Origin of the sequence: Micromonospora sp. WMMC250 (assembly GCF_027460215.1) — a bacterium.
GTDB lineage: Bacteria > Actinomycetota > Actinomycetes > Mycobacteriales > Micromonosporaceae > Micromonospora > Micromonospora taraxaci.
In genome coordinates this window covers 5751803-5778776 of record NZ_JAPZBJ010000002.1, presented here as the reverse complement: position 1 = coordinate 5778776, position 26974 = coordinate 5751803, and the positions used below count along the sequence as shown (strand labels likewise).

Here is a 26974-nt window from a genome sequence, read left to right as displayed (position 1 = left end):
GACTGCCGCTGCTAGGAACGCACCGCGTCCCGCGGCAGCGGCACCAGCGCGGCGCCCACCCGCTCGACCAGCAGCGCCATCTCGTAGCCCACCTGGCCCACGTCGCAGCTCCGCGCGGCCAGGACGGCCATCGACGAGCCGTCGCTGATCGACATCAGGAAGAGGTACCCGCTGTCCATCTCGATGACTGTCTGCAACACCCCGCCCGCGCTGAACATCCGGGCCGCGCCCTCGGTCAGGCTCACCACGCCAGAGGTGATCGCGGCGAGCTGGTCGGCCCGGTCCCCCGGAAGATCCCGGGAGGACGCGAGCAGCAGCCCGTCGGCGGACACCGCCACCACGTGGGCGATACCCGCCACGCTGTCGGCGAAGTTGGTGAGCAGCCAACCCATGTCCTGCATGGCAGCTGGCCTGTTCATCGGCTCTCCTTGGTCGAGGTGCTGTTCAGGTCCGTTCCGGCCGTCCGACCGCGCTGTACGCCGCGGTGGTAGGCCGACAGCAGACCACGTACTTCATCCGGGGTCCGCCGGCTGCGGTCCCGGCCGCTCTTCGGTTCGATGCCGCCCGGCACGAGCTGTGCCTGTGGCACCCGCTTGGGCAACCCGGACCGGGTGGTCCCGGCCGGGGCCGGCTCGGCGGCCCGACTGGCCCGCGACCAGCCCTCGTCCGCAGCCGTCCGCCAGGCTTGCGGGTCCGCAGACGGCGCGCTGGGCGCTGCGGCCGGCTGGGCGGCCGGAGGCGGAGCGTACGACGGAGGTGCCGAGGGGGGCGTGCCATGCCCGCCCGTGCTCGCGCCGCCGAGACCCCCGCCGCCCGAGGCGGCGGCACCGTCGGTGTTGGACGTGCCCGGGGTACGGGTCGGCAGTTTCGGCCGGGCCGGCGCGGCGGCCGGCACGGGAGCGGCAGTCGGCCGGGCGTCGCCGCGCGTACGCGGGCCGGCGTCGGCCGAAGCCGCCGTGGTCGCCGGCGGCTCGTCGAAGTTCGGCCGGGTGAAGATCGCGGTGGCGTCGTCGCCGTGCGACCGGAACCAGACCGCCTCCATCTCCCGGAAGATCGGCGCTTCGGCGGGGAAGTCCGGACGGGTGCTGACCGGTGCGGCGGGCACCGACGGGGCGGCGGGCGGTGCCACCGCGCCGAGTCCGGCGACCGGCCCGACCGGCAGGCCCGGGTTGACGGCGCGCCCGTCCTCGGCGTCCGAGGTCGAGCCGCGCCGGGGCAACGGGTCGATCGTCGGGTAGGCCACCGTGGGACTGCCCGTCGAGGCGCCCAGCCCGTTGCCGTACGAGGGCCGTGCCGGCGGGAGCGGCGCCACGGGCGCCGGGGCTGCGGGTGCCGGCGGCACCGTCGAGCGCGTGCCGGCGTACCCACCGGCCTGCACCGCCGGAGTGGTGTCCCGCGAGTCCAGTGGGGACTGCCACTGCGGGGTTGCCGGCGTGCTCGTCCGCCACTGGTCCGGCAGCGTCGCCGCCGAGGTCGCGGCACCGGCGAACTGCTCGGCGTGACCGGCCGGCGTGAGCGGTGCCTGCTCAACGGCCATCGGCTGACGCGGGCGGGTGAGCGCCTGGTCGCGGCCCCGGCTGCTGGGCAGTACGACAGTGGCAGCGGGCAACGTCACCTGGGCGACGGTGCCGCCTTCCACGTTGCGACGCAGCTCCACCCGGATGCCGTAGCGGGAGGCGAGCCGGCTGACCACGGCCAGACCCATCAGCCGGAACGCGGCGACGTCGACGCTCGGCGGGGCGGCCAGCCGGCGGTTGAGCGAGTCGAGTTGCTCGTCGGTGAGGCCGAGCCCGCGGTCCTCGATCTGGATGAGGACGTAGTCGCGGATCCGGCGACCGTCGGCGACCACTGTGGTGTTCGGCGGCGAGAACCGGGTGGCGTTGTCGAGAAGCTCGGCGACGAGGCGTACCACGTCGTTGACCGCGTGCGCGGCCACCGAGATGTCGGTGTCCACAGTTCCGAACTCGATGCGGTTGTACAGCTCCACCTCGGACTGGGCGGCCCGCAGGACGTCGACCACCAGGGCGTCGTCGCGACGCGGTACGGCGGAGTCGGCACCGGCCAGAACCAGCAGGTTCTCGTCGTTGCGGCGCATTCGAGTGGCCAGGTGGTCCAGCTCGAAGAGCTGCGCGAGCCGCTTCGGGTCCTCCTCGCCACGCTCGATCGCGTCCAGCTCACCGATCATCCGGTCGACCAGGGTCTGACTACGGCGGGCCAGGTTGAGGAACATCGCCGAGACGCTGGTACGCAGCGCGGCCTGCTCGGCCGCGACCCGTACCGCCTCGCGGTGGACGACGTTGAAGGCCACCGCCACCTGACCGACCTCGTCGCGGCTGTTGAGCTGGATGGGGTCCCGGACCTGGCGGACGATCTCGTCCACCCCGCCGTCGCCCACGCTGCCCATGGTCTGCAACCGCTGCACGGCGTCCGGCAGGTCGTGGTTCGCCACCGAGAGGGCGCCCTCTCGCAGCCGGCGCAGCGAGTGGTTGAGCGAGCGGGCCAGCACCACGGCCAGCGTCACGGCGATGATCAGCGTCAGCAGCACCAGGACCGACTCGACGATGGCCTGCCGGATGACGTCCGAGCGCGCCTCGTCGGCCTGCTGGAGCAGTCGGTCCTGAAGTTGGATCTCGGCCCAGCGCATCAGGTCGTTCACGGCGCCGATGGCGGCGGTGGCGTCCTGCGCGCTGACCAGCGGGCGCTGCCCGACCGAGCGGGTGATGTCGGTGGCCACCCGGTCGGCCAGACCGACCGCGTCACCCGAGACGGTGCTGTCGACGAGTGCCCGCTGCACCGGGTCGGCGGCCAGGGAGAAGGCGACCAGGGACTCCTGCTGACTGGTCAGCGTCGCCACGAACGAGGAGAACTGCTCCGAGTCGAGCTGACCGGCCGTCAGCGCGGTGAAGGCGACCGCCTGCTCCTCGGCCACGGAAGCCTTGGCGCGGGCGAAGGCGGCGACCGCGCGGCGGCTGTCCGCCAGGCTTTCGGAGCCGGGCAACTGGGCCAGGCCGTCGCCGTACGCGACCAGGTCGGTGAGGATGACGCCGTAGCGGAGCACCGCCTCGGCGACCGCCATCTGCCGGCGGTCCAGGACCTCCTGGCGGGTGCCGTCCAGAGTGGCCAGGTGCTCGTCGATGACGGCGAGTCGCTCGCGCAGGGCCGCCGGCACCTCGCCGACCCGGCCCCGCTCGGCGCGGTACTCGTCCACCTGCTGCTGCGTCTGACGGACCCGCAGGTTGTACGCGTCCGCCGGCTGCTGCGGCGTGGCCAGGTAGGCCGCCGCGGCCATCCGCTCGCTCTGAAGATCCTGCGTGAGGGCGCTGACGTCGACGGCGAGGGCCGTCAACGAACGGGCTCGGGTGGCGTCGAGGGCACCCTCGCCGACGGTGATCAACCGGACCGTGGCCAGCGCGATCACCGCCGCCACCGGGACGACCAGGATCAGCGCCAGCTTGGACCGGATTCGTGCGTCCCGCAGTCTGGGCAACCGTCGGCTCGGACGCCGAGTGTTGTCGCCGAGTGTGGGCAGGGCCGTCGGTCCGGTGCTCACGACATCGCCTCCGTCGTTTCTTCCCCGCCTGACCCGCCGAGCCATGCCGTAAGCGGAGGGGACCACGCGCGGCACGGCCGCGATTTCATCAGAAGAGATCGGATTTGGGAAGCCGCAGTGAGGTAGGAAACGGTCGGACGGAGCGCATCCCGTGTTCCGGGCAACTGATACCTTCATTTCCGCAAGCCCCTGAACAGGGCATGTGACTCCAGAGTGGTCACGCGTGTGTGCAAAGTGAGCTTTTGCAAACATTGCGTTACCCCAGCATGTGGGATGACCGTCCCGAAAGCGATGCCGGGGTCCGCGCTTGACCACAGCGCCGGCCATTGGCAAGGTTTTGCAGGCTTCGCGCACACCGTACGGCAGAGAAGATCCCGCCCTCCACTGAGGACGGTTTAGCGGCGGTGACCGGGCAGCGCCCGCGCCCGCACCTGGAGGACTGAGTTGAGCCCCATCCGCTCCGCGACCATCGCGGCGCTCGCATCGGCCGTAGTGGCCACCACGCTCACCGGCTGCCAGTTCGGTGAAGCGGACACGGACACGAGTCCGATCGTGATCGCCGTCGACCTCGAACTGTCCGGCGCCGCGGCCCCCGTCGGCCGGACATACCAGCGAGCCCTCGAACTCAAGCGCGATCAGTTGAACTCCTCCGGAGCACTCAACGGCCGGAAGATTGAACTCAAGTTCAAGGACAACCGTTCCGACGCCGCCGAGTCGCTTCGCAACATCGCGGACTTCAGCAGCGATTCTCAGGTCAGCGCCATCATCATGGGCGGCTGCAACGAATGCGCGCTCGGTGCCGTGGGGACCATCAACGAGAAGCGGATTCCCACCATTGCGCTCGCCGCTTCCGGCGCGGTCGCCAGCCCGGTCGCCGAACGGCGCTACGTGTTCAAGCTGGGCCCCAACGCCGCCGACAGTGCCGCCGCACTCACCACCGAACTGCGACGTAACAACGTCCGCAAGGTGGGGGCGCTCGTCAGCGACGACGACTACGGCCGGGAGGGCATGGCCGCGCTCAAGAGCGAGTTGCAGAAGGCCAACATCGCGCTCCGCGAGCAGAAGGCCAAGATCACCGACACCGACGTGAACCAGCAGGTCCGGCTGCTCGCGTCGAACAAGCCGGACGCGCTCGTCTTCTGGACCCCGCCGGAGCAGGCGATGCTGGCCGCGACCAGCGCCCAGCAGACCACCTTCCGTGGGTCGCTGTTCTTGGACGCCGGGGCGGCCGGCGACCTCTTCCTCGGCGGCGCGGCCAAGGCCACCGAGCGTGCGACGCTGATCTTCACCCAGACGATGGCGATCGACGACGTGATCGCGACCACGCCGGCCAAGGCCGCGCGGCGGCAGTGGTTCCAGGACTACACGGCACGCTTCGGCGGCTACAACGGGGCGTCGTCCTTCGCCGCGGACGCCGTCCAGCTCATCGCCGACGCGGAACTGCGGGCCGGTGGTGAGATCGGCAAGGTGGACCGCGACGGCCTCCGGGACGTGCTCGAAACGTCGCAGATGGATGGCCTGTCCGGGCCGATCCGGATGACGCCCGACAACCACAGCGGCCTGATGCCGCAGGCACTCACCACTCTGGTCGCCCGCAACGGCCGCTGGCGGTTGGCGGGGTAACGCTCTCGGGCCTCTCGTGGCTGTCTGGTTCGTCGTACGCCAGGCCGGGGGTGTGGCCGACCGTCCCCGGCTCCGGGCGGTCAGGCTTGATCCCTCCGCCGGGTACGGTCGGCCACACCTGACTCGCCTGCGGCTTTGACGAAAGGGCCGGCCTCCCAGTGGGGGGCCGGCCCTTCGCGTTTCTTTGGGTTGATCTTGAGTTGGTCTCGGTCCGCGTCACGGTGCCGGTATTTGATCTCGCTCTTTGGTGTCAGCGGCTGCTGGTGGTTTCGCGGACCCAGGGCAGGGCCATCCGCTCGGTCAGCAGGAGCGCCGAGTAGAGCAGGATGCTCACCAGCGCCACCAGCATGATCGCCGCCCACGCGGTGGCGGTGTCGCCGACGCCGGCGTACTGCGTGATGACGAAGCCGAGGCCACTCTCGCCGGCCTGGAACTCACCGATCACGGCGCCGATCGCGGCCAACGGCATGGCCACCTTGAGCCCGACGAAGATCTGCGGCAGCGCGGCCGGGAAACGCACCTTGCGGAACGCCTGCCACCGGGACGCGTTCCAGGACCGCACCAGCTCGGCTAGGTCGGCCGGCGTGGTGGTCAGGCCGGTGGCGGTCGAGAGCACGATCGGGAAGAAGCAGAGCAGGAACACCATGGTGAGGATCGGCGTCTGACCCCAGCCGAACGCCACCACCAGCAGCGGGCCCAGCGTGATCTTCGGCACCGCGTTCACCGCGACCAGGAGCGGGGTGAACATCCGCTCGACAGTGCGGGAGCTGGCCAGGGAGAGTCCGAGCAGGACACCGGCGGCGACCGAGAGGGCGAACCCGTACAGGATCTCCAGCATCGTGTCCCAGGTGTGCTCCAGCATCTGGGCGGGCTTGTCGACGAACGCGGTGAGCACGTCGCCGGGCGGCGGCAGCGCCGCGGGGTGGATCAGCTCCAGCCGGGCGGTCAGCCACCACACCGCCAGAGCAATCAGGAGGCCGACCGCGGGCAGCGCCGCCCCGGCTCCGGCCCGGAGACCGGCACCTCGACCCGCACGCCCCGACTCGGGGCCGGCACCCGGGGTCGGGGTCGCCGCCACCGCCGGGTCCGCTGACCGGACGTCGGTCATCTTGTCCTCCTCGAAATCTCACGGCCCCGGTGGGGCCGACGAGCGACGGGGGTACGCCCCACCGGGATCGGCGGAACGTACCCCCTGGTGACGACCGGACGATCAGGCCTTCGGCGCGAGGCTGAAGTCGATGATCTGCTCGGGGGTGATGTTCTGCTTCAGCGCGCCCGCGCCCTGCAGGATGGCGATGCTCTTGGCCACCCGACCGCTGTCCAGGGTGCCGATCGCGGTGCCGGTGTTGCCGGAACGGACGTACGCGGCCATCAGCTCGAGCTCGGCGGCGGCGGCGACCGGGTTGGTGGCGTCGATGTTCTTCTTCAGGATGTCGCCGGCCTCCTTGGAGTTCGCCAGGCTGTACTCCAGGCCCTTGAGCAGCGCCGCGGTGAACCGCTTCACCATCTCGGGCTTCTCCTTGGCGATCTTCGAGGAGGTGATCAGCACGTTGCCGTAGAGGTCCTGCATCACGTTGCTGTACGGCAGCATGACGGCCTTCTTCTTGGCGACCGCCTCGATGGTCGGCTGGCCGACGACGAACTGGCCGATGCCGTCCACCGAGCCGGAGCCCAGCATGCCGATCAGGCCCTGCGCCTCACCGTTGACCCAGGTCACCTTGTTGACGTCCACACCGGCGAGCCGGGCGTACGTCGGGAACAGGTTGCGGACCACGGAACCGGGGGTGTCGGCGAGCTTCTTGCCCTCCAGGTCCTTCGGGGAGGCGATGTTCTTGCCCTCGACCGAGGCGATGCCGGCCATGGTGCGCTGCTGGATCGCGGCCACCACGGTGAAGTCCTTCGCCTGGCCGTTGCCGACCTGCAGCAGACTGCCGGTGAGGTCGACCGGGCCGAAGTCGGCCTGGCCACCCACGATGGTCTGGATCACGCCGCCGGTGCCCTGACCGGGCTTGATCTCGACGTCGAAGCCGGCCTCCTTGAAGAAGCCCTTCTCCTTCGCCACCCAGGCGTAGGAGTCACGGCCGAAGTTGCCGAAGGAGGTGAGGTAGGTCACCTTCTCCAGGCTCTTGCTGTCGCCACCCTTGGCGTCGTCGGCCGAGTCCGACCCGCTGCTGCAGGCGGAGACAAAGGCGAGGGCGGTGGCCAGCGCGGCCGTAGCGACCGTACGGGTCAGCCTTCTCATCAAAGCACCATGTCCTTTCCGACCGGGCCTGACAGGCACCGGAGGGGTTGTCATGACGGGCCGGCATGAGGGGCGGAAGCCGGCGCCGCCGTCGTGGGGGGACTCTTCGCGGGCACAGCGTACGAGAAACCCACACTTGCGACGCCAGGTGCATCGGGTTGCGGAACGGAAACAACCTGACGACCACCCCGGACGGTGCGATACACGAACCGGCGGGCTAGCCTTTGTCGGATTCCTGACCGTCCACTCAGCGGAGGCCGCCGGAGATGATCCGACTGTCCGGAGTGTCCCGTACCTTCGAAGGCCGGTCCGGCCGAGTGGAGGCGCTGCGCGGCATCGACCTCGACGTCGCCGAGGGTGAGTTCGTCGCGGTCGTCGGCCGCTCCGGCTGCGGAAAGTCCACGCTGCTGCGGCTGATCGCCGGGCTGCTCCCGCTGACCGCCGGCGAGATCACCGTTGCCGGTACGCCGATCGCCCGCCCGCGCCAGGACATCGCCATGCTGTTCCAGAAGCCGGCGCTGCTGCCCTGGCGCACGGTGCTGGACAACGTGCTGCTGCCGGTGGAGATCTTCGGCTGGAGCCGCGCCAAGCACCGCGAGCGGGCCCGGCAACTGCTCGACGTGGCCGGTCTCGCCGGGTTCGAGAAGCGCCTGCCGCACGAACTCTCCGGCGGCATGCAGCAGCGGGTGTCGCTGTGCCGGTCGTTGATCGGCGAACCCCGGGTGATGTTGATGGACGAGCCGTTCTCCGCGCTCGACGCGCTCACCCGCGAGGAACTCTCCGGCGAACTCCAGCGGGTGCACATGGAGAACAAGCCGACCATCGTCTTCGTCACCCACTCGATCGACGAGGCGGTGCTGCTCGCCGACCGGGTGGTCGTGCTGAGCCCTCGCCCCGGCCGGATCCGCAAGGTGCTCGACGTCGACATCCCCCGGCCCCGCACCCTGGGCCGCAACGCCCATCTGGCCGACGTCGCGCGCGTCAGCGCCGACCTCCACGAACTGCTGATGGAACGCGACGAGCCGGCCGCGGCCGGCGCGGAAGGACGATGAACATGCGGGTGTCGGTCTTCACCGAACCCCACCGGGGCGCCACCTACGACACCCAACTCCGGTTCGCCCGGCTGGTCGAGGCCTGCGGCTACGAGGGTTTCCTCCGCGCCGACCACTACCAGGCAATGGGCACCGACCCGGGCCTGCCCGGCCCGACGGACGCCTGGCTGACCCTCGCAGCGCTGGCCCGGGAGACCGAACGGATCCGGCTCGGCACCCTGGTGACGTCTGCCACCTTCCGGCTGCCCGGCCCGCTCGCGGTGATGGTCGCGCAGGTCGACCAGATGAGCGGCGGTCGCGTCGAGCTGGGCATCGGCGCCGGCTGGTACGAGCGCGAACACACGTCGTACGGCATTCCGTTCCCGGCGGTCGGCGAACGCTTCGACCGGCTGGCCGAGCAGCTTGAGGTGATCACCGGGCTGTGGGGAACCCCGTCCGGCGAGACCTACAGCTTCACCGGCGACCACTACCGGTTGGTGGACGCGCCCGCCCTGCCCAAGCCGGTGCAGGTGCCTGGGCCGCCGATCATCGTCGGCGGTCGCGGCCCCAAACGCACCCCGGAGCTGGCCGCCCGGTACGCCGACGAGTTCAACATGCCGTTCAAGTCCGTCGCGGAGACCGCCGAGGCCTACGACCGGGTACGGGAGGCGTGCGAGCGCACCGGGCGGACGGAGTCCGGGCGGGCACCGCTGGTGCTTTCCGCCGGGATCGTCGTGGCCGTCGGCCGGACCGACGAGGAGGCCCGCCGGCGGGCCGCACCCCTGCACGAGAAGAGCGCGCTGCCCCCGGAGGACCCGGTGGTCGGCTCACCCGCGCAGCTCGCACAGCGGATCGGCGAGTTCGCCGCGATCGGCGCCACCCGCGTACACCTCCGCCTGATCGACTTCGACGACCTCGACCACCTCGAACTGATCGCCGCCGAGGTGCTTCCCCAACTGGACGGAGAACGATGACCGACGTGATCGACGGGACCGAACTCGGCCCGGTGGGCCAGGAGATCGTGTTCGAGAACGACCGGGTCCGGGTCTGGCACATCCGCCTCGAACCCGGCGAGCGGCAGCCGCTGCACCGGCATGACCACCCTTACCTGGTGGTGGCGATCGAGGGCGCGAAGAACGTCGTACAGACCATCGACGGCACCCGGATCGACGCCGACGAGCCCACCGGCGGCGTGGTCTACCGCGACCCGGGCGCAGTACATATGCTCACCAATGTCGGAGACACGACTTACCTGGCCCGGCTGGTCGAACTCAAGTAGACCCGCCGAGCGCGAGCCGGCGCGCCGCGCGGCGCGCCGGTGGCGGTCGGGTGTACCAGGTGCGTAACGTGCCCGACATGGCCTTTCGGACCTGGGGCAGACTGCTGCTCACGGCGCTCGGCGTGAGCGTGCTGGCCGGGGCCGGCCAGCTCGGCGTCGCGTACGGTTTCGGCATCGTCCGGCTGACCGGCGCCTTCACCGGTACGACCGTCAACCAGTGGCCGACCCAGCTCGTCTGGGTCGGCTGGTTCGCTGCGAACGCCGCCGTCGTCGGCGCCGTCCTGACCGGACGCCTCGCTCGCCGCGACTCGCCGCCGCCCGGCACGGGCCGCCAGTTGGCGATCGGCGGTGCTGCGGCGCTCGGTGCCACAGTCATCGCTCCGCTCTGCATGCAGCCCGCCCGCGCCGCCGAGTTGATCTCGGTGGATCCGGTGTGGGCGGTGGGCATCTGTGCCGTCCTCGGCGCGGTGATCGGAGCGGGCGCGGCGATCGCTGTCCTGCTCCGGCCCGAGCTGGGCTGGAACATGGTGGCCGTCGCCGGCGCGGTCTGGCTGCTCGCACTGATCTCGGTGCTGCCGTCGCTCGGCACGACCGGCCCACTTCCGACGGTCCGGCTCGGCGTCCTCGAACCGAGCTGGCTGGACGACGCCGCCGCGCAACGGCTGGCGCTGCTCCTGCTGCCCATCGTGGCGCTGCTGGCCGGCGGGGCGACCGCCGGGCTGGCCCGTTGGCGCGGCCAGGCGCCACTGGTCAGCGGAGCCACCGGAGTCGCCGGGCCGGTGCTGGTGGCATTCGCGTACCTGACCGCAGGCCCGGGTGACGCGGTGGACCGCTATCAGGCCACCCCCTACTACGCCTCCTTGATCGCGATCCTCGCCGGCGCGCTCGGCGCGGCGGCGGCCGCGCTGCTGCGGTGGCCAGCCGGCGCTCGTACCACGGGCCCGGAGGCGATCGAGCCCTCCGACATCCTGCGACCGCTGCCCCCGGGCCCGGAGCTACCGGGCGCGGCATCGACGGATGCGCCGAACGAGCCGGCCGCCGCCGAGCGCACCGCCGTGGAGCCGCCCACCGACACGAAGCCGGCCACCGTCGTCCCAGGTCCGTGGGCCGCCGAAGGCTCCGATGGTGTACGCACCGTCCCGGCCCACTGGGACTGGCCGACGACCACCGCGAGCGGCCAACACGGTCCGGCCCCCGCCACTGCGGCAACCCCTGACGCGTTGACCAAGCCGGCATCCTGGCTGACCGATCCGACCGGCGAGTTCACCGCCGACACGCGGACCCGCGGGCCGATCCCGGAGGGGGTCACCTCCTCGGCCGACACCGAGCGTCCGACCACCACCGAGGCAAGCAGCCCGACCGACGCCGCCGCCGGTGCCGCAGCGACCAGCACCGCCTCAACCAGCACCGCCCCGACCGGCGCAGCAGCGACCGGTGCAGCAGCGACCAGCGCAGCGACGACCGGCGCAACGGCAACCAGCGCCAAGGGCGGGCTCCCGGGTGCCGCTGCTCCGGCGGCCGGCCCTGCCGACAGCGAGCCGAGCGACAGCTCGACACCACGCACGGAAGGCCGCCCGACCGACGACCGGGGCGTCGGCACGACCAGCGTCGGTACGGCCAGCGCAGGCACAACCGGCGGGGCCGGCGCGGTCGACAAGGGCACGACCGGCGGGGCCGGCGCGGTCGACAAGGGCACGACCGGTGCGGCCGGCGCAGTCGACAAGGGCACGACCGGCGCGCTGAGCACAGGCATGGCCAGCACGGGCGCAGCCAGCACGGGCGCCGGTGATGCGGCGGCACCGCTCAAGCCGCGCCGGACGCGTAAGCCGAAGGTCAGTCCGGAGGCCACACCTGACTCTCCTGGCGCCCTGTCGCGAACCGAGTCGAGGGACACCGACGAGACGACCACCGGGCACACCAGGAAGGTCACCCGGCCGGGCAAGTCCGCCGACCGCACCGGTTCCGGCACCCCGGCCGACACTCCGGTGCGCAGCGACGCGAGCGGAGGCACAGCTTCCGACCCGGAGGCCAAGGCCTCCCCGACCCGCGCGACGGCAGCGAACCCGACCGTCGCACCCGGCATCACCGAGGCACCGGCCGCACCTGGCGCGGAGGCCGAGACGGCCAACCCGCCGCGCACCACGGCCGCCAGCACGAAGGGCGCGGCCGACATCAGGACGGCAGCAGCCGACCGGAAGGCAGCAACAACGAAGCCCCAACCCGCCGCCAGCCCGACGTCGAAGGTGGCCGACCCGAAGGCGGGCCCGTCGCGTACCCCGGTCGGCGCAACCACGGACCCCACCGCGCCGCCGCCCGCCGCAACCACCGCCACACCGGCCACCGCAGCCGCCAGTTCCTCGGCGTCACCGGCGGACCCGGCCAGTGCGTCCGCTGCCGAACTGACCGGCGACGCCGCCGACGCGCGGATGGCCACCGAGGACCGTTCCACCGCTGGGCTGTTCGGGATCCCCGCCGCCGGTAACTCGGACACCGACCGGTGGACGCCCGCGCGATCGCCCTGGCCGGTCACCTCGGCCTGGACGGTGCCGCCGCAGGCGCCCGGGCAGGAGTCGACGGCTTCGGACGCGCCGACCGGTCCGGAGGCGGCGACCGATCAGATGCCGAGACCTCGACACCGGGCGCCGCTGCCGGACCTGAGCCGGGCCAGCACCTGGAACGCCTTCGACACGACCCGGCGTACCAGATCGGCCGAGTCGCCGGACCGTTCGAGCCCGGCCGACAGCAGCGGACCGTCGTCGCCGTCCGAGAACCCGCGCGCCGTGGAGTTCCCGGTCGCGCCGGCCAGGGCCGGTTCCGCCGCCGACACCGACGACCCGGCCGGCGGCGATGCCACGCCGACGACCGGCAAGGTGGCGGAACAACCTTCCCGGCGGGGACGGCTCGGTGGCCTCTTCCGCCGCAACCGGTCCCGGAGCGAGGAGCACCAGGATCCGGAAGGCGCGACGGAGCCGCTGCCGGCTCAGGACGAGGAGTTCGTCGACTGGGTCGCCGGCCTGAGCAAGCCGGTGTCGGACAACGAGCCGGAGCAGGGGAACGCCCGCCGTTCGCTGCGCTCCACCGGCCGGCACCACCGCGAGTGAGACCTGCGTGATCCACTCGGGTTCACTGAAGTCGGGCCATCCCGAGCGGCTGGACACCGCGACACCAGTGAACCCGAGTCGATCACCGGCCCGACCCGGCCGCGCCCGGTCGGCCGGGCCGGGCGGAACCGGGCCGGGCCGGCTGTCGCTCGGTCAGGCCAGCGGGAGGTAGACCCGGCCACCGCCGGAGACGAACTCCTCCGACTTGTCCTTCATGCCGCGTGCCGCGTACTCCTTGAGCTCCTGGGTGATCTTCATGGAGCAGAATTTCGGGCCGCACATCGAGCAGAAGTGTGCCGTCTTCGCCGGTTCGGCGGGCAGCGTCGCATCGTGGTACGACCGTGCGGTCTCCGGGTCCAGTGAGAGGTTGAACTGGTCCTCCCAGCGGAACTCGAACCGCGCCTTGGACAGCGCGTCGTCCCACGCCTGCGCCCCCGGGTGCCCCTTGGCCAGGTCCGCGGCGTGCGCGGCGATCTTGTACGCGATCACACCCGCCTTCACGTCGTCGCGGTCCGGCAGGCCGAGGTGCTCCTTCGGGGTGACGTAGCAGAGCATCGCGGTGCCGAACATGCCGATCATCGCGGCGCCGATCGCCGACGTGATGTGGTCGTACGCCGGCGCGATGTCGGTGGTCAGCGGCCCCAGCGTGTAGAACGGTGCCTCGTGGCACCACTCCTGCTGGAGGTCCACGTTCTCCTTGATCTTGTGCATCGGCACGTGACCCGGGCCCTCGATCATCACCTGGACGTCGTACTCCCAGGCGACCTTCGTGAGCTCGCCGAGGGTACGCAGCTCGGCGAACTGCGCCTCGTCGTTGGCGTCCGCGATCGAACCGGGGCGCAACCCGTCACCGAGGGAGAACGTCACGTCGTACTTCGCGAGGATCGCGCACAGCTCCGCGAAGTTGGTGTAGAGGAAGTTCTCCTCGTGGTGCGCCAGGCACCAGGCCGCCATGATCGAGCCGCCACGCGACACGATCCCGGTGACCCGGTCCACTGCCAGCGGGACGTACGGCAGCAGCACCCCGGCGTGCACAGTCATGTAGTCCACGCCCTGCTCGGCCTGCTCGATCACGGTGTCCCGGAACACCTCCCAGCTCAGCTTCACCGGGTCGCCGCCGACCTTTTCCAGGGCCTGGTAGATCGGCACGGTCCCGATCGGCACCGGCGAGTTCCGCACGATCGCCTCCCGGGTCTCGTGGATCCGCTTACCGGTGGACAGGTCCATCACCGTGTCCGCGCCCCACCGGGTGGCCCAGGTGAGCTTCTCCACCTCCTCGGCCACCGACGAGCTGACCGCCGAGGTACCGATGTTGGCGTTCACCTTGACCAGGAACGCCTTACCGATGATCGCCGGTTCACACTCCGGATGGTTGACGTTGAGGGGCAGCACCGCCCGGCCGGCGGCGATCTCGGCGCGCACGAGTTCCGGGTCGACGTTCTCCCGGATCGCCACGAACTCCATCTCCGGCGTCACCACACCGGCCCGCGCGTACGCGAGCTGGGTGGGTCGTCGACCGTCCACACCGGCGAGTGGAGTGCCCGCACCCCGTACCGGTGCCACGTCACCCCGCTCGGCGATCCACGGGCCTCGCAACGCGGGCAACCCCACCGACGGGTCCGACCCCGGACCGGACGTGTCGTAGAGCCGCACCGGCGGATGGTCCCCGGTCAGCTCCACCTCCGCGAACGGCACCCGCACGTCCGGCCGGGACCCCTCGACGTACACCTTGCCTCGTGCCTGCATGACAGCCTCCCTGGTGATCAAGCGGACCAGCCGAAGTGGTTCAGCGGTCCGCGCCCCGCGCCCAGCTCCCAACTCCGCGCGCCATCCAGCGCGCGGAGCACGTACTCCTTGGCGGCCCCCACCGCCGCCGGCACCGGATCGCCCAGCGCGAGCCGCACCGCGATCGCCGCCGAGAACGAACACCCGGTGCCGTGGGTGTGCCGCGTGTCCACCCGTGGGGCGCGCAGCAGAGTGGTGACGCCGTCGCCGTGCAGCACGTCGACCGCCTCGCCGCCGTCCAGGTCGCCGCCGGTGACCACCACGTAGTCAGGTCCGCCGGCCGCGAGCGCCTCGGCGGCGACGACCATCCCGGCCACGTCGTCGACCGGGCGTCCGGTGATGGCCGCGGCCTCCGCGCAGTTCGGCGTCGCCACGGTGGCGTACGGCAGCAGCCGTTCCACCGCGCCCACCACGCCGAGCCGGTGACCACTGGTGGCGACCAGCACCGGGTCGACGACGAGGTGGGGCAGCCGGCCGGCCCGTGCCGCCTCGGCTACCGCGTCGGCGACGGCGGGGGTGCCGAGCATTCCCGTCTTCACGGCGGCGACGGTGAAGTCGGCGAGCACGCTGTCCAACTGCTCGGTGACAGTGCGCGGAGGCATCGGCAGGACGGCGTCGACACCCCGGGTGTTCTGCGCGGTGACCGCCGTGAGGACGCTGGTGCCGTACGCGCCCAGCGCCGCGAAGACCTTGAGGTCGGCCTGGATTCCCGCGCCGCCGCCGGAGTCGGAGCCGGCTATGGTCAGCAGTGTTCGTGGGGTCATTTGCCCTCATTGGTTGCGGTTTGGGGCTGCGGCCGACCGTGCCCACTCCGGGCGGTCAGGCTTGATCCCTGCGTGGGCACGGTCGGCCGCAGCCCTGACTCGGAGACCTGGGTGACCCCGCGCCGGGTTTGGGTCAGCACAGGGGTGACCGCCTCTGCGTAAGCGCTGGTCAGGGTGGCGGCTGTTTCGGCGGGGTTTTTGGCTCGCATGAGTGCGCCCAGGACGGCTACGCCTGCTGCTCCTGCCTGGACGCAGGCGGTTACCTGGTCTGGGGTTTCCACTCCGCCGAGGGCTAGCAGGGGCACCGGGCTGACCTCGACCAGCTTTCGCAGGCCGTCGGGGCCCAGGGGTGGGCCGTAGCCCGGTTTCGTCTTCGTGAGGTGGACCGGGGAGACCGTGGCGTAGTGCTCGGTGGTCAGGCGGTCCAGCTCGGCCCGGTTGTGGCAGGAGCGGCCGACCACCGTGTGGGTCGGTGGTGGGTACGGACCGGCGGCCGGCAGGTGGACAGCGTCGCCTCCGAGCGGGTCGGGGCCGGCCACGACGAGGGTCCCGCCGACGTCGGCGAGGATCGCGCGTAGGTCGGCGGCCAGGGCGGCACGTTCGGCGCGGGGCAGGTCCTTCTCCCGCAGCACCACCCAGCGCACTCCCCCGGCGACGGCTCCCGCCACGACCCGGTCGAGCCGGTCGCGCGCAATGAGCCGGTCGGTCAACACGACGACACCGTCGGGCCCGGTCACAGGTCGGGTCTTCCCTCGTCGGGCGTGGAGGCGAGCGCGTGGAAACGTCGGGCGATCCGGCCGGCCCCGGCGGCCAGGTGTCCCGCCTCGACCGCGTACCGCATCGCGGTCGCCATCGCCACCGGGTCGGCGGCCCGGGTGACAGCGCTGGCCAGCAGCACCCCGTCGCAGCCCAACTCCATGGCCAGGGCGGCGTCGGAGGCGGTGCCGATGCCCGCGTCGAGGATCACCGGCACGTCCACGCCCTGCCGGATGAGCCGGATGTGGTGCGGGTTGCCGATGCCGAGCCCCGAGCCGATCGGTGAGCCGGCCGGCATCACGGCCGCACAGCCAACGTCGGCGAGGCGGCGGGCCAGCACCGGGTCGTCACTGGTGTACGGCAGCACTGTGAAACCGTCGGCGACCAACTCCTCGGCGGCGCGGAGCAGCTCCACCCCGTCGGGCAGCAGCGTCCGCTCGTCGCCGATCACCTCCAGTTTGACCCAGTCGGTGTCGAACGCGTCCCGGGCCAGCCGGGCCACCTTCACCGCCTCGGTCGCTGTGTGGCAGCCGGCGGTGTTCGGCAACAGTCGTACCCCGCACCGGTCCAGCAGGTCCAACAGCCCGCCGGTGGAGCCGGGCGCGGTGCCCACCCGACGCAACGCCAGCGTGACCAGCTCGGTGCCGGACGCCCGGATCGCCTGCTCCAGGACGTGCAGGTTCGCGGCGCCGCCGGTGCCGAGGATCAGCCGCGAGGTGAACGTCTCCCCGCCCAGTTCGAACGACATGCCGCTCACCCGCCCTGCGCCGCGGTGAGCACCTCGACCCGGTCGCCGTCGCGCAGCGCCGTGGCCGGCCAACCCGCGCGGGGTACGACCTCCCCGTTGACGGCGACCGCCACCCCACGCTGTTCGGGCACGATGTCGCGCACCAGGTCGGCCACCGACGTGCCGCTGGGCACGTTGCGTCCGGCCCCGTTCACCGTCAACTCCATTGGTCCCCCTCCGTGGTGCGATCAGGGCTGCCGCCGGGCGTCAGGCCGAGAAACCGGTCGGCCCGGAACGGCGCGAGCAGCGGGTCGGATACGCCGCCGAGCACCAGGTCCGCGATCAGGTCGGCGGTGATCGGGGCGAGCACGATGCCGTGCCGGTGATGCCCGGTGGCGGCCAGGACGTCCGGCCGGCCGGGCAGCGGCCCGAGGATCGGCGCGTTGTCCGGCGTACCCGGGCGCAGCCCGGCAACCGTCTCGACCAGGTCGTACTCGGCCAGTTCCGGCAGCAGGTCGACTCCGGCACGGAGCAGTCGCTGCACAGCGCCGGCGGTGACTGTGGTGTCCGACCTTTCCTCGACTGTCGCGCCGAGCACGACCTCACCGTCGACACGCGGGACCAGGTAGACGGGTTCGCCGTCGGCGTACCCCCGGATGACGTGCCGGAAGCCCGGCGCGACGCCGTCGGGCGCGCGGAGGCGGAGGATCTGGCCCTTGACGGGCCGCACCGGCAGACCGGTGAGTGCCGCGGCCCCGCAGCCGGCGGCGACCACCGTCACCCGAGCGTCCACGTCGGACAACTGCCGAACCGGTTGCGGCACCAGCGCCGCGCCGGCCTGCTGCGCCGCCGCGCGCAGCGCCGGCACCAGCAGCCGTGGGTCCACCTGGTGGTCGGTGGGCGCGAGCGCGCCGCCGCGCACCCTCGGGGCGAGCGCCGGCTCGCGGTCGCGCAGCTCAGTGGGGCGCAGCGGGGTCACCGGAAGACCCAACCCCTGTTGGTACGCCCACAGCCGGCGCGCCTCGGCCAGGTCGTCGCCGGTCAGGCCGACCATCAGGGTGCCCTCGGTCCGGTAGCCGATGTCGACGCCGGTCACCTCGGTCACCTCGGCGGCGAACCTCGGCCAGCGCTCGGCGGACGCCAACAGCAGGTCGGTCAACTGCCGTTCACCGAAGTACGCCTCGGCGACCGGGGAGAGCATGCCGGCGGCCACCGCCGAGGCACCCGAACCGGGCGCCGGATCGTGTACGACCACCCGCAGCCCTCGGGCGGCGCACCGCCAGGCGATGGACAGCCCGATCGGTCCCGCCCCCACCACCGCCACATCCGGCCGGACCCGGTCGCGCGACGGCGGTGACGGGAACCGGCCGGTCAGCACGTCAGCGCCTCGATCAGCTGGGCCGTCGCCCGCGCGGGATCGGCGGCGGCGGAGAGGGCGCCGACGACCGCCACCCCGTACGCGCCGGCTGCCCGCAGCGCCGGCACCCGCGCGGCGGTCACTCCGCCGATCGCGATGACCGGCACGTCGACGGCGTCGACGACGGCGCGTACCCCGGTGGGCCCGATGGGATCGGGTAGGCCGGACTTGGTGCTGGTGGTGTGGCACGGCCCGACGCCCAGGTAGCTGGCTCCGGCCGCGACCGCCTCGGTGGCCGTGCCCGGCGCGCGGGCGGTGGCGCCGAGCACTCCGGCGGGGCCGAGCACCCGGCGGGCGGCGGCGACCGGCAGGTCGTCGGCACCGACGTGTCCGCCGGCGGCACCGACCGCGAGCGCCACGTGCAACCGGTCGTTGACCAGGCAGGTCGCCTCGTACGGATCGCAGAGCGCCAGCACCCGCCGGGCCAGGTCGTACGCCTCGCGGTCGGTGGCGGAATCCTCGACCCGGACCTGCACCACCAGGTCGGCACGGGCGGCCGTGAGGGCGGCCCGGACCACTGTGAGCGGGTCACGCCCGGGTCGGGTGTCGGTGATCAGATGCAGTCGCCCCAGGGACGGCACGGCAACACTCCTCCCTGCGCCGGCATTACCCGGATCAGGTTCGACGGTCGGGGGCTGTCAGCCCCCCTCTCAGCCCGGTACACCGGGCTCCCGTGGGTTACTTGCGTGTCACCGTACGACAGTTCCGCCGGTCTGCCAAGGCGGGTTCGGTGGCGTCCGGGCCGGCCGCGACGAGCAAGATCGATGGGGCACTTCATACGGTCCTGTTCGGAATGTCGCCCGCCGTTGCAGAACCGTTACCCGTCTGCATCTTGCCCGACATCGAGCCAGCCGAATTAATTTGTTCAGCGATTCGACAAAATGTCGGTGGGGGCACCCTGGCACGGCGTCACCACCGGCTCCATGAGGGAGGGCGTTCGGCGAGCCGACTCCCGCGAGCTCTGTCACTACGACACAGGAGGCGGCGTGTCCCGTTCTCGTCGTGCCCGCGTACCCATCACCGCAACCCTGATCTCCCTGGCCATGGCCTCGACCACCCTGTTCGGCACGCCTGCCCAGGCAGCCGCCCAGGTCCCCCCACGGGAGGCGCCAGCCGCCGCCCCGGTCAGCCAGGTGGTGCCCAAGGCACCAAAGGCAGCGGCCGATCCCTTCTCCGTCCTGATCTTCTCCAAGACCGCCGGCTTCCGGCACGACTCCATCCCCACCGGCATCGCCGCCATCCAGCAACTCGGCGCCGCCAACGGATTCACCGTGGACAACTCCGAGGACGGCGCCGCATTCAACGACGCCAACCTGGCGAAGTACAAGGCGGTGATCTGGCTCTCCACCACCGGTGACGTGCTCAACGCCGAGCAGCAGGCGGCGTTCGAGCGCTACGTGAAGGCCGGCGGCGGCTACGTCGGCATCCACGCCGCATCGGACACCGAGTACAGCTGGGCCTGGTACGGCGACCTGGTCGGCGCGTACTTCGCCAACCACCCGCAGAACCAGACGGCCACGGTCAAGGTGGAGGATCACGCCCACCCGTCCACGGCCGGTCTGCCGGACCGCTGGTCCCGGTTCGACGAGTGGTACAACTACCAGTCCAACCCCCGGCCGGACGTCCACGTGCTGGCCAGCCTGGACGAGAAGAGCTACACCCCCGGCGCCGGCGCGATGGGTGCGGACCACCCGGTCGCCTGGTGTCAGGACTACGACGGTGGCCGGTCCTGGTACACGGGCCTGGGGCACACCCGGGAGTCGTACGCCGAGCCCCAGTTCCTCTCCCACCTGCTCGGTGGCATCCGGACCGCGGCCGGCGTCGAGAACGCCGACTGCGGCGCCTCGAAGACCTCCAACTTCGAGAAGGTCACGCTGGACAGCAACACCAGCAACCCGATGGAGCTGGACATCGCCCCCGACGGGCGGGTCTTCTACATCGAGCGCGACGGTCGCGTGCAGATCGTGAAGCCGGACACCGGCAACACGGTCACCGCCGTCGACCTGGACGTCTTCACCGGCAACGAGGACGGCCTGATCGGCATCCGGCTCGACCCGGACTTCGCCACCAACAACTGGGTGTACCTCTACTACGCCCCGAACGACGGGGTCACCCGCAACCTGTTGTCCCGCTTCACGGTCACCGGCGACACCATCAGCCTGGCCAGTGAGAAGCAGGTGCTACGGGTCGACACCCAGCGCAACACCTGCTGCCACGCCGGCGGCAGCATGACCTTCGACAGCGACGGCAACCTGTACCTGGCCACCGGTGACAACACCAACCCGTTCGAGTCGAACTCGTACACGCCGATCGACGAGCGGGCGGGCCGCCAGGACTACGACGCGCAGCGCACCTCCGCCAACACCAACGACCTGCGCGGCAAGGTGATCCGGATCCACCCGGAGGACGACGGGACGTACACGGTCCCGTCGGGCAACCTCTTCCCGGCCGGCACCGAGAAGACCCGTCCCGAGATCTACGCGATGGGCTTCCGCAACCCGTTCCGGATCGGCACCGACCCGAAGACCAACACGCTGTACGTCGGCGACTACGGGCCGGACGCCAACTCGGACAACCCGAACCGGGGCCCCCGCGGTCTGGTCGAGTGGAACATCGTCACCCCGGGCAACTACGGCTGGCCGTACTGCACGGGCACGAACGAGGCTTACAACGACTACACGTTCCCGTCCGGTCCGAGCGGCCCGAAGTTCGACTGCGCCGCACCGGTCAACAACTCGCCCAACAACACCGGCCTGACCAACCTCCCGCCGGTCGTCCCCGCGACCGTCGACTACGGGTACGCCGGTGACGCGCGCTACCCGGAGATCGGCGGCGGTGGCGCCCCGATGGGTGGCCCGGTCTACCGCTACGACGCCGACCTCAACTCCAACCGGAAGTGGCCGGCGTACTACGACGGTAAGGCTCTGCTCGGCGAGTGGAACCAGAACAAGATGTACACGATGCAGGTGACCGCCGACGGCAAGTCGCTTGTGGACATCAACCAGCTGCTCACCGGCATGAGCATGATCCGGCCGATGGACTTCGAGTTCGGTCCGGACGGCGCGCTGTACCTGATCGAGTGGGGCAGCGGCTTCGGCGGCAACAACGACAACTCCGGCGTCTACCGGATCGACTACACCGCCGGTGACCGTGCCCCGATCGCGGCGGCGTCCGCCAACCCGACCTCGGGTCCGGCGCCGTTGACCGTGACGTTCTCCAGCGCCGGCTCCCGGGACCCGGACGGTGGGGCGCTCACCTACGCCTGGACGTTCGGCGACGGGCAGACCTCGACCGAGGCCAACCCGACGCACACCTACGCCACGGCGGGCAACTACACCGCCCAGCTCACCGTCACCAACCCCAAGGGTCGGACCGCGGTGGCCAACGTACCGGTGACCGTGGGCAACACCGCTCCGACGGTCTCCATCGAGTTCCCACCGGACGGCGGCTTCTTCAACTGGGGCGACCAGGTCCGCTACTCGATCAAGGTGACCGACCCCGAGGACGGGGAGATCGACTGCGACAAGGTCGGGCTCCAGGTGCTGCTCGGTCACGACGAGCACGCCCACCCGTTGGAGCAGCACACCGGCTGCACCGGCACCGTCCAGACGTCGCTCGCCTCCGGGCACGGCGCCGAGGCGAACGTCTTCGCGGTCTTCGAGGCCACCTACACCGACGAGGGTGGTGCCGGCGGGTCCGGTGCCCTGACCGGCCGGCAGATCGAGGTCCTGCAGCCGAAGCAGAAGCAGGCCGAGTACTTCACCGCCACCGGGCGCGCTCCGGTGAGCACCGGCGGCGGCGACGCCGGCGTGCAGCGGGAAGCCGCCACCGACACCGCCGGCGGCGGGCAGAGCATCGCGTTCATCGAGGACGGTGACTGGTGGTCGGTCGCCCCGGCGAACCTGACCAACATCACCGAGATCCGGTTCCGGGCCGCCTCGGCCGCCGCAGGTGGTCGCATCGAGGTCCGGGCGGGCGCTGTCGACGGACCGGTGGTCGCCACGGCCACCGTGCCGGCGACCGGCGGGTGGCAGACGTACACGGACGTGAGCGCGCCGGTCACCGGTGCCGCGAGCGGCTCGCTGTACTTCCTGGCCCGTGACCCGAACGGCGGCTCCGGTTCGCTGTTCAACGTCAACTGGATGGACTTCGTCGGTCGCGGTGTCACCGAGAACGCGCCGCCGGTGGTCAGTGCCACGGCCACCCCGGCCACCGGCACCGCACCGGTCACCGTCGCGTTCGACGGCACGGCCACCGACGCCGAGGGCGACGCCCCGTTGACGTACGCCTGGGACTTCGGTGACGGGGGCACGGCGACCACTGTGGACGCCAGCCACACGTACACCACCCCGGGCACCTTCACGGCCACCCTCACGGTGACCGACAGCAAGGGCGCCAAGGCGTACGCCACGGTGCCGGTGCGGGTGGACGCTCCGGACACGTCCTGCTTCGGGGCGCGTTCGGACGACTTCAACGGCAACAGCCTCGACAAGGAGCGCTGGACCAGCGTCATCCGGGAGAACCAGCTCTACTCGCTCAGCGGCGGCGCGCTCCTGCTGCCCACCGGCGTTGGTGACCTCTACGGCGCTCGCAACGACGCCACCAACCTGGTGCTCCAGCCGGCGCCGACCGGCGCCTGGGAGATGACCACCAAGGTCACCCTCCCGGTGACGGCCAACTACCAGCAGGCAGGTCTGCTGGTGTACGGCGACGACGACAACTACGCCAAGCTGGACCTGCTGTACAACGGCAGCCGGTCGGTGGAGTTCATTCGGGAGGCCGCCGCCACGCCGCGCAACGAGGCTGCCGACAGGATCGCCGCTCCGGCGGGTGACACCGTGTACCTGCGGGTCACCAGCGACGGGACGAACCTGACCGCGGCCGTCTCGGCCGACGGGCAGACCTTCACCCCGGTCGGCCGTTCGGCCGCGCTCGCCGGCATCACCAACCCGCGCATCGGGGTCTTCGCCCTCAACGGCGGCACCGAGGCACCGGTCGTCAACGCGGCCTTCGATTCGTTCCAGGTCACGCCGGACGCCCCGGCCGGCCCGGTCGACCCGTCGGACGAGTTCAACGGTGACACGCTGGACAAGTGCCGGTGGGACGCGATCCTTCGGGAGGACCCGACCGGTTACCGGGTCACCGGTGGCGCGCTGCGCATCGACGTGCCTAACGGTGACATCTACGGCACCGACAACACCGGGCCGAAGAACTTCATCCTCCAGACCGCGCCGTCGGGCGACTGGACCCTGGAGACGAAGGTCGACGGCAGTCTGCTGAACGAGCAGTACCAGCAGGCCGGTCTGCTCGTGCAGGCCGACGACGACAACTACCTGAAGTTCGACTTCATCGCGGACAACCAGGCCGGCTCGGCGGTGACGCGGCGGATCGAGTTCCGCAGCGAGATCGCCGGGGCGGTCCAGAACCCGCAGCCGGAGGTGACCAGCCTGACCAGTGCCGTGTGGCACCTCCGGTTGGCCCGCACCGGTGACACGTTCACCGCGTCGTACTCGGCCGACGGGACGACCTGGACCGCGTTGGAGGCGCTGACCAACACCGCTGTGGGTGCCACCCCGAAGGTCGGGTTGTTCACCCTCGGCGCCAACCAGACGGCCTCGAAGACCGCCGCGTTCGACTACTTCCGGTTGAGCACGAAGGTGGCCGACGAGACCGCGCCGGTGACCACGGCGTCGGTGTCCGGCACCCCGACCGAGGGGTGGTACACCGGGCCGGTGACGGTGACCCTCACCGCCGCCGACGAGGCCGGCGGTAGCGGGCTCGCCAGCACCGAGTACCAGCTGGACGGGGCCACCACCTGGACGGCGTACACCGCCCCGGTGGAGGTCACCGGTGACGGCGAGCACGAGCTGCGGTTCCGCTCGACCGACAAGGCCGGCAACGTGGAGGCGACCAAGACCGTCTCGGCCAAGATCGACGCCACTGCGCCGGTGACCACAGCGACGTTCGCTCCGGCGAACGACGCCGGCTGGCACAACGGCACGATCCCGGTCGTGCTGGCCTCCACCGACGCCGGTTCCGGTGTCAAGACGGTGGAGTGGTCGCTCGACGGTGGCGCGTGGACGCCGTACACGACGCCGGTCGAGGTGACCGGCGACGGGCAGCACGAGCTGCTGTACCGCTCGACCGACAAGGCGGGCAACGTCGAGACGCTCAAGTCGGCGATCTTGAAGATCGACGGCACCAAGCCGACGTTGCTGGTCTCCGGTATCGCCGACGGCCAGCTCTACGGTGACAGCCAGGACGTCCGGGTGTCCTGGCAGGCTGTCGACCCGACCTCGGGCATCGCGACAGTGGTCGGCAAGCTGGACGGCGAGGCGTACGCCAGCGGCACCCTGCAGGCCATGTACGAGCTGTCGCTCGGCCTGCACGAGCTGACCGTGACCGCGACCGACAAGGCGGGCAACGAGACCACCTCGACGGTCCGGTTCTTCGTCACCACCTCGTTCCGGGACATGCAGGGTCTGCTGGACCGGTTCAAGGCGACGGGTCGACTCTCGGCCAAGGCGCACAAGCAGCTGACCAACAAGCTCGACGCCGTCCGCAAGTCCGAGGCGGCCGGCGACGACAAGGCGGCGGTGCGGCAGCTGACCGCGTTCCGGACGCTCGCCTCCGACACCGCCCTGGTGGGCGAGGCGGAGGTCCGGGATGTCCTGATCCGGGACGCCGATGCCATGATCGTCCGGCTCGGCGGTGCGGCCAGTAAGGCCGGTGTCAAGGCGAACGACGGCGAATCGGTCAAGGGCACCGGACGGCTCGGTGGCGATGCCACCCGGCTCGCGCCCGGTCGCCAGCTCTGATCCGACGAGGCCCCTCTCCGACGCTCCGGCGTCGGGGAGGGGCCTCCCTCATCCGTAGTGAGGAGATGTCCGTGACGGGTATCCGCAAGGTGTTGGCCGCCGTGTTCGTCGGACTGGCTCTGACAGTGTTCGCCGCTGCCCCGGCGGCGGCTCAGGCCGCCCGGGCGGCGCAGGCCGACAAGCTCAAGCTCGTCGTGGCCGGCGACGGCGCCGAGGGGGTCACCATCCAGGCCACCTACCCCGACGGGCGTCGGCTGGACCAGGTGGTGCGACTGGTCCTCACGGCCACCGGCCCGGACGGGCAGAAGGTCGGGCCGGTGCAGTTGGAGCCGCAGCCCGAGGGGCAGGGCTTCTACAGCAGCGGCAAGGTGCTCACCGCCGGCACGTGGAAGGTGACCGTCAACTCCCCCGCCCCCCTGTCCGGCAAGGCCACCGCAACGGTGCAGGCCCGCGCCGCGCAGACTCCGCCCGCGCCCGAGCCGGTCGCGGTGAACAAGCCGGCGGAGGGCGAGGGCGGTGCGGGCTGGTGGCCGTTCGCGGCAGCCGGCCTGGTCCTCGTCGCCCTGGCGATGGTGGTGGCCATGCTGTTCGGCCGCCGCCGCACCACTACCTGACCCATCGGCAGTAGACGACAGGGCCGGGCCGCGACAGCGGCCCGGCCCTGTGTCGTCTCGGCTTCCCTGAAGCCGGGGTGTCCCGGGTAACAGGTCACCCCGGCTTCAAGGAACGCGAGTGGATCAAGCGCGGGCACGCGCGCCCCGGCCCCTTCTGGTGTACGGCTCAGAGAATGGCGCGCAGCGCGGCCAGGTCCTCGTCGCTGGGCTCCCAGGTGCCGGCGGCGGCGTTGGCGAGGACCTGCTCCGGCGTGGTGGCACCGGCGATCACCGAGGTCACCGCCGGCTGGGCGGCCAGCCCACCGATCGCCACCTGGAGCATGCTCAGACCCCGCTCGGCGGCGTACGCCTCGATCGCCTCGATGGTGTCCCAGTCGGCTGCGGCGAGCCGCTCCGCGTACCGGCCGCCGCCGGAGAGCCGGCTCCCGGCCGGGGGCTGCTCACTGCGCTTGTACTTGCCGGTGAGCAGACCGTTGGCGAGCGGGAAGAACGGCAGCATGCCGAGACCGAACCGCTCACACGCCGGGATCACCTCGGCCTCCACGGACCGCTCCACCAGGCTGTAGTGGTTCTGCGCGCTGATGAAGCGGGCCCGGCCGTTGGACGAGGCGACCCAGTCGGCGTCGGCGATCTGCCACCCGGCGAAGTTGGAGTTGCCCAGGTACCGCACCTTGCCGTCGCGCACCAGGTCGTCCAGGGCCGCGAGGGTCTCGTCGATCGGGGTGCCCGGGTCGGGCTCGTGCATCTGGTACAGGTCGATGTGGTCGGTGCCGAGCCGGCGCAGTGACGCCTCCACCGCCCGGGCGATGTAGCGGCGTGCGCCACGGGCACCGAAGTCCGGCCCGTTGAGGCCGTTCATGTCCATGCCGAACTTGGTGGCCACCACCACGTCGTCCCGGCGGCCCTTGAGCGCCTGCCCGAGCAACTCCTCGGAGCCGCCCTGCGGTTCACCGTAGATGTCGGCGGTGTCGAACAGGTTGATCCCGGCGTCCAGGGCCGCGTCCACCACCGCACGGGTGCCGTCGAGGTCCAGCTTGCGGCCGAAGTTGTTGCAGCCGATGCCGACCACGGAAACCACGAGCCCGGAGTCGCCCAGTCGGCGATAGGTCATCTCAGTCACGAGATCCACCCTATGCCGGCCGGACGCGCCCCACAGCGCCGGCGGCTCAACCGAGCGGCCCTCAGTGACCAGCTCACGGGCAGCACCGACGGTGGCGGGGCCATGGCCGAGGGCCCGCCTGTCCAGGGGCCGCCGAGCGATCAACGC

19 protein-coding genes and 1 riboswitch are annotated in these 26974 nt (G+C 71.5%); of the genes, 7 read left to right on the top strand and 12 right to left on the bottom strand.

Annotated features, from left to right (window positions below; genetic code table 11):
* Nucleotides 1-11: 11 nt before the first annotated feature.
* Together O3438_RS26170 and O3438_RS26165 are read right to left on the bottom strand one after the other, a co-directional pair.
* Nucleotides 12-419, bottom strand: coding sequence for a roadblock/LC7 domain-containing protein (locus O3438_RS26170; protein WP_007465177.1), 408 nt, complete (start codon nucleotides 417-419; stop codon nucleotides 12-14).
* Nucleotides 416-3550, bottom strand: coding sequence for a sensor histidine kinase (locus O3438_RS26165; protein WP_269682325.1), 3135 nt, complete (start codon nucleotides 3548-3550; stop codon nucleotides 416-418). Before O3438_RS26165 ends, O3438_RS26170 begins: the two co-directional genes overlap by 4 nt.
* Nucleotides 3551-4018: 468 nt before the next feature.
* Here O3438_RS26165 and O3438_RS26160 point away from each other — a divergent pair, with 468 nt between their 5' ends.
* Nucleotides 4019-5173: an ABC transporter substrate-binding protein gene (locus tag O3438_RS26160; RefSeq protein WP_269683756.1), complete on the top strand. Its 1155-nt coding sequence runs from the start codon at nucleotides 4019-4021 to the stop codon at nucleotides 5171-5173.
* 250 nt (nucleotides 5174-5423) lie between these two features.
* Here O3438_RS26160 and O3438_RS26155 read toward each other — a convergent pair whose 3' ends face one another.
* Entirely contained in the window at nucleotides 5424-6251 is an 828-nt protein-coding gene (locus O3438_RS26155) for an ABC transporter permease (protein WP_442929741.1), read from the bottom strand.
* A gap of 132 nt (nucleotides 6252-6383) precedes the next feature.
* Complete coding sequence (locus O3438_RS26150; RefSeq protein WP_269682323.1) at nucleotides 6384-7415, bottom strand: ABC transporter substrate-binding protein; 1032 nt, start codon at nucleotides 7413-7415, stop codon at nucleotides 6384-6386.
* Nucleotides 7416-7681: 266 nt separating this feature from the next.
* Between O3438_RS26150 and O3438_RS26145 the strand changes: the two genes are divergently transcribed.
* The 4 genes from O3438_RS26145 (at nucleotide 7682) to O3438_RS26130 (ending at nucleotide 12826) form a co-directional block, all read left to right on the top strand.
* Entirely contained in the window at nucleotides 7682-8467 is a 786-nt protein-coding gene (locus tag O3438_RS26145) for an ABC transporter ATP-binding protein (RefSeq protein WP_145778920.1), read from the top strand.
* A gap of 2 nt (nucleotides 8468-8469) precedes the next feature.
* Complete coding sequence (locus tag O3438_RS26140) at nucleotides 8470-9420, top strand: LLM class F420-dependent oxidoreductase (RefSeq protein ID WP_269682322.1); 951 nt, start codon at nucleotides 8470-8472, stop codon at nucleotides 9418-9420.
* Complete coding sequence (locus tag O3438_RS26135; RefSeq protein WP_088987605.1) at nucleotides 9417-9725, top strand: cupin; 309 nt, start codon at nucleotides 9417-9419, stop codon at nucleotides 9723-9725. The genes O3438_RS26140 and O3438_RS26135 overlap by 4 nt, the downstream gene beginning before the upstream one ends.
* A gap of 77 nt (nucleotides 9726-9802) precedes the next feature.
* Nucleotides 9803-12826, top strand: coding sequence for a hypothetical protein (locus tag O3438_RS26130; protein ID WP_269682321.1), 3024 nt, complete (start codon nucleotides 9803-9805; stop codon nucleotides 12824-12826).
* 153 nt (nucleotides 12827-12979) lie between these two features.
* On the opposite strand, the gene thiC is transcribed toward O3438_RS26130, so the two are convergent.
* The 7 genes from thiC to thiE form a co-directional block, all read right to left on the bottom strand.
* Nucleotides 12980-14572 (bottom strand): phosphomethylpyrimidine synthase ThiC, encoded by a 1593-nt coding sequence (gene thiC, locus O3438_RS26125; RefSeq protein WP_269682320.1) that lies wholly within the window; start codon nucleotides 14570-14572, stop codon nucleotides 12980-12982.
* Nucleotides 14573-14589: 17 nt separating this feature from the next.
* Entirely contained in the window at nucleotides 14590-15375 is a 786-nt protein-coding gene (gene thiD / locus O3438_RS26120; protein ID WP_269682319.1) for a bifunctional hydroxymethylpyrimidine kinase/phosphomethylpyrimidine kinase, read from the bottom strand.
* A complete protein-coding gene (locus O3438_RS26115; protein ID WP_269682318.1) occupies nucleotides 15372-16112 on the bottom strand; it encodes a thiamine phosphate synthase in 741 nt (246 codons plus the stop codon). The genes thiD and O3438_RS26115 overlap by 4 nt, the downstream gene beginning before the upstream one ends.
* Entirely contained in the window at nucleotides 16109-16888 is a 780-nt protein-coding gene (locus O3438_RS26110) for a thiazole synthase (RefSeq protein WP_269682317.1), read from the bottom strand. The genes O3438_RS26115 and O3438_RS26110 overlap by 4 nt, the downstream gene beginning before the upstream one ends.
* The gene (gene thiS / locus O3438_RS26105) at nucleotides 16885-17085 is read right to left on the bottom strand and encodes a sulfur carrier protein ThiS (RefSeq protein WP_269682316.1); all 201 of its coding nucleotides are present in this window, start codon (nucleotides 17083-17085) and stop codon (nucleotides 16885-16887) included. The genes O3438_RS26110 and thiS overlap by 4 nt, the downstream gene beginning before the upstream one ends.
* Entirely contained in the window at nucleotides 17076-18233 is a 1158-nt protein-coding gene (gene thiO / locus O3438_RS26100; RefSeq protein WP_269683755.1) for a glycine oxidase ThiO, read from the bottom strand. The genes thiS and thiO overlap by 10 nt, the downstream gene beginning before the upstream one ends.
* Nucleotides 18230-18856, bottom strand: coding sequence for a thiamine phosphate synthase (gene thiE, locus O3438_RS26095; RefSeq protein ID WP_269682315.1), 627 nt, complete (start codon nucleotides 18854-18856; stop codon nucleotides 18230-18232). Before thiE ends, thiO begins: the two co-directional genes overlap by 4 nt.
* Nucleotides 18851-18960, bottom strand: a riboswitch (TPP riboswitch). (Overlaps the previous gene by 6 nt.)
* 301 nt (nucleotides 18961-19261) lie before the next feature.
* On the opposite strand from thiE, the gene O3438_RS26090 reads away from it, so the two are divergent.
* Both O3438_RS26090 and O3438_RS26085 read left to right on the top strand, forming a co-directional pair.
* The gene (locus O3438_RS26090; RefSeq protein ID WP_269682314.1) at nucleotides 19262-25093 is read left to right on the top strand and encodes a ThuA domain-containing protein; all 5832 of its coding nucleotides are present in this window, start codon (nucleotides 19262-19264) and stop codon (nucleotides 25091-25093) included.
* A gap of 65 nt (nucleotides 25094-25158) precedes the next feature.
* Complete coding sequence (locus O3438_RS26085; protein WP_269682313.1) at nucleotides 25159-25707, top strand: hypothetical protein; 549 nt, start codon at nucleotides 25159-25161, stop codon at nucleotides 25705-25707.
* Between the two features lie 166 nt (nucleotides 25708-25873).
* Here the strand turns inward: O3438_RS26085 and O3438_RS26080 are convergent, their stop codons facing one another.
* Nucleotides 25874-26836 (bottom strand): aldo/keto reductase, encoded by a 963-nt coding sequence (locus tag O3438_RS26080; RefSeq protein ID WP_269682312.1) that lies wholly within the window; start codon nucleotides 26834-26836, stop codon nucleotides 25874-25876.
* Nucleotides 26837-26974 lie beyond the last annotated feature (138 nt).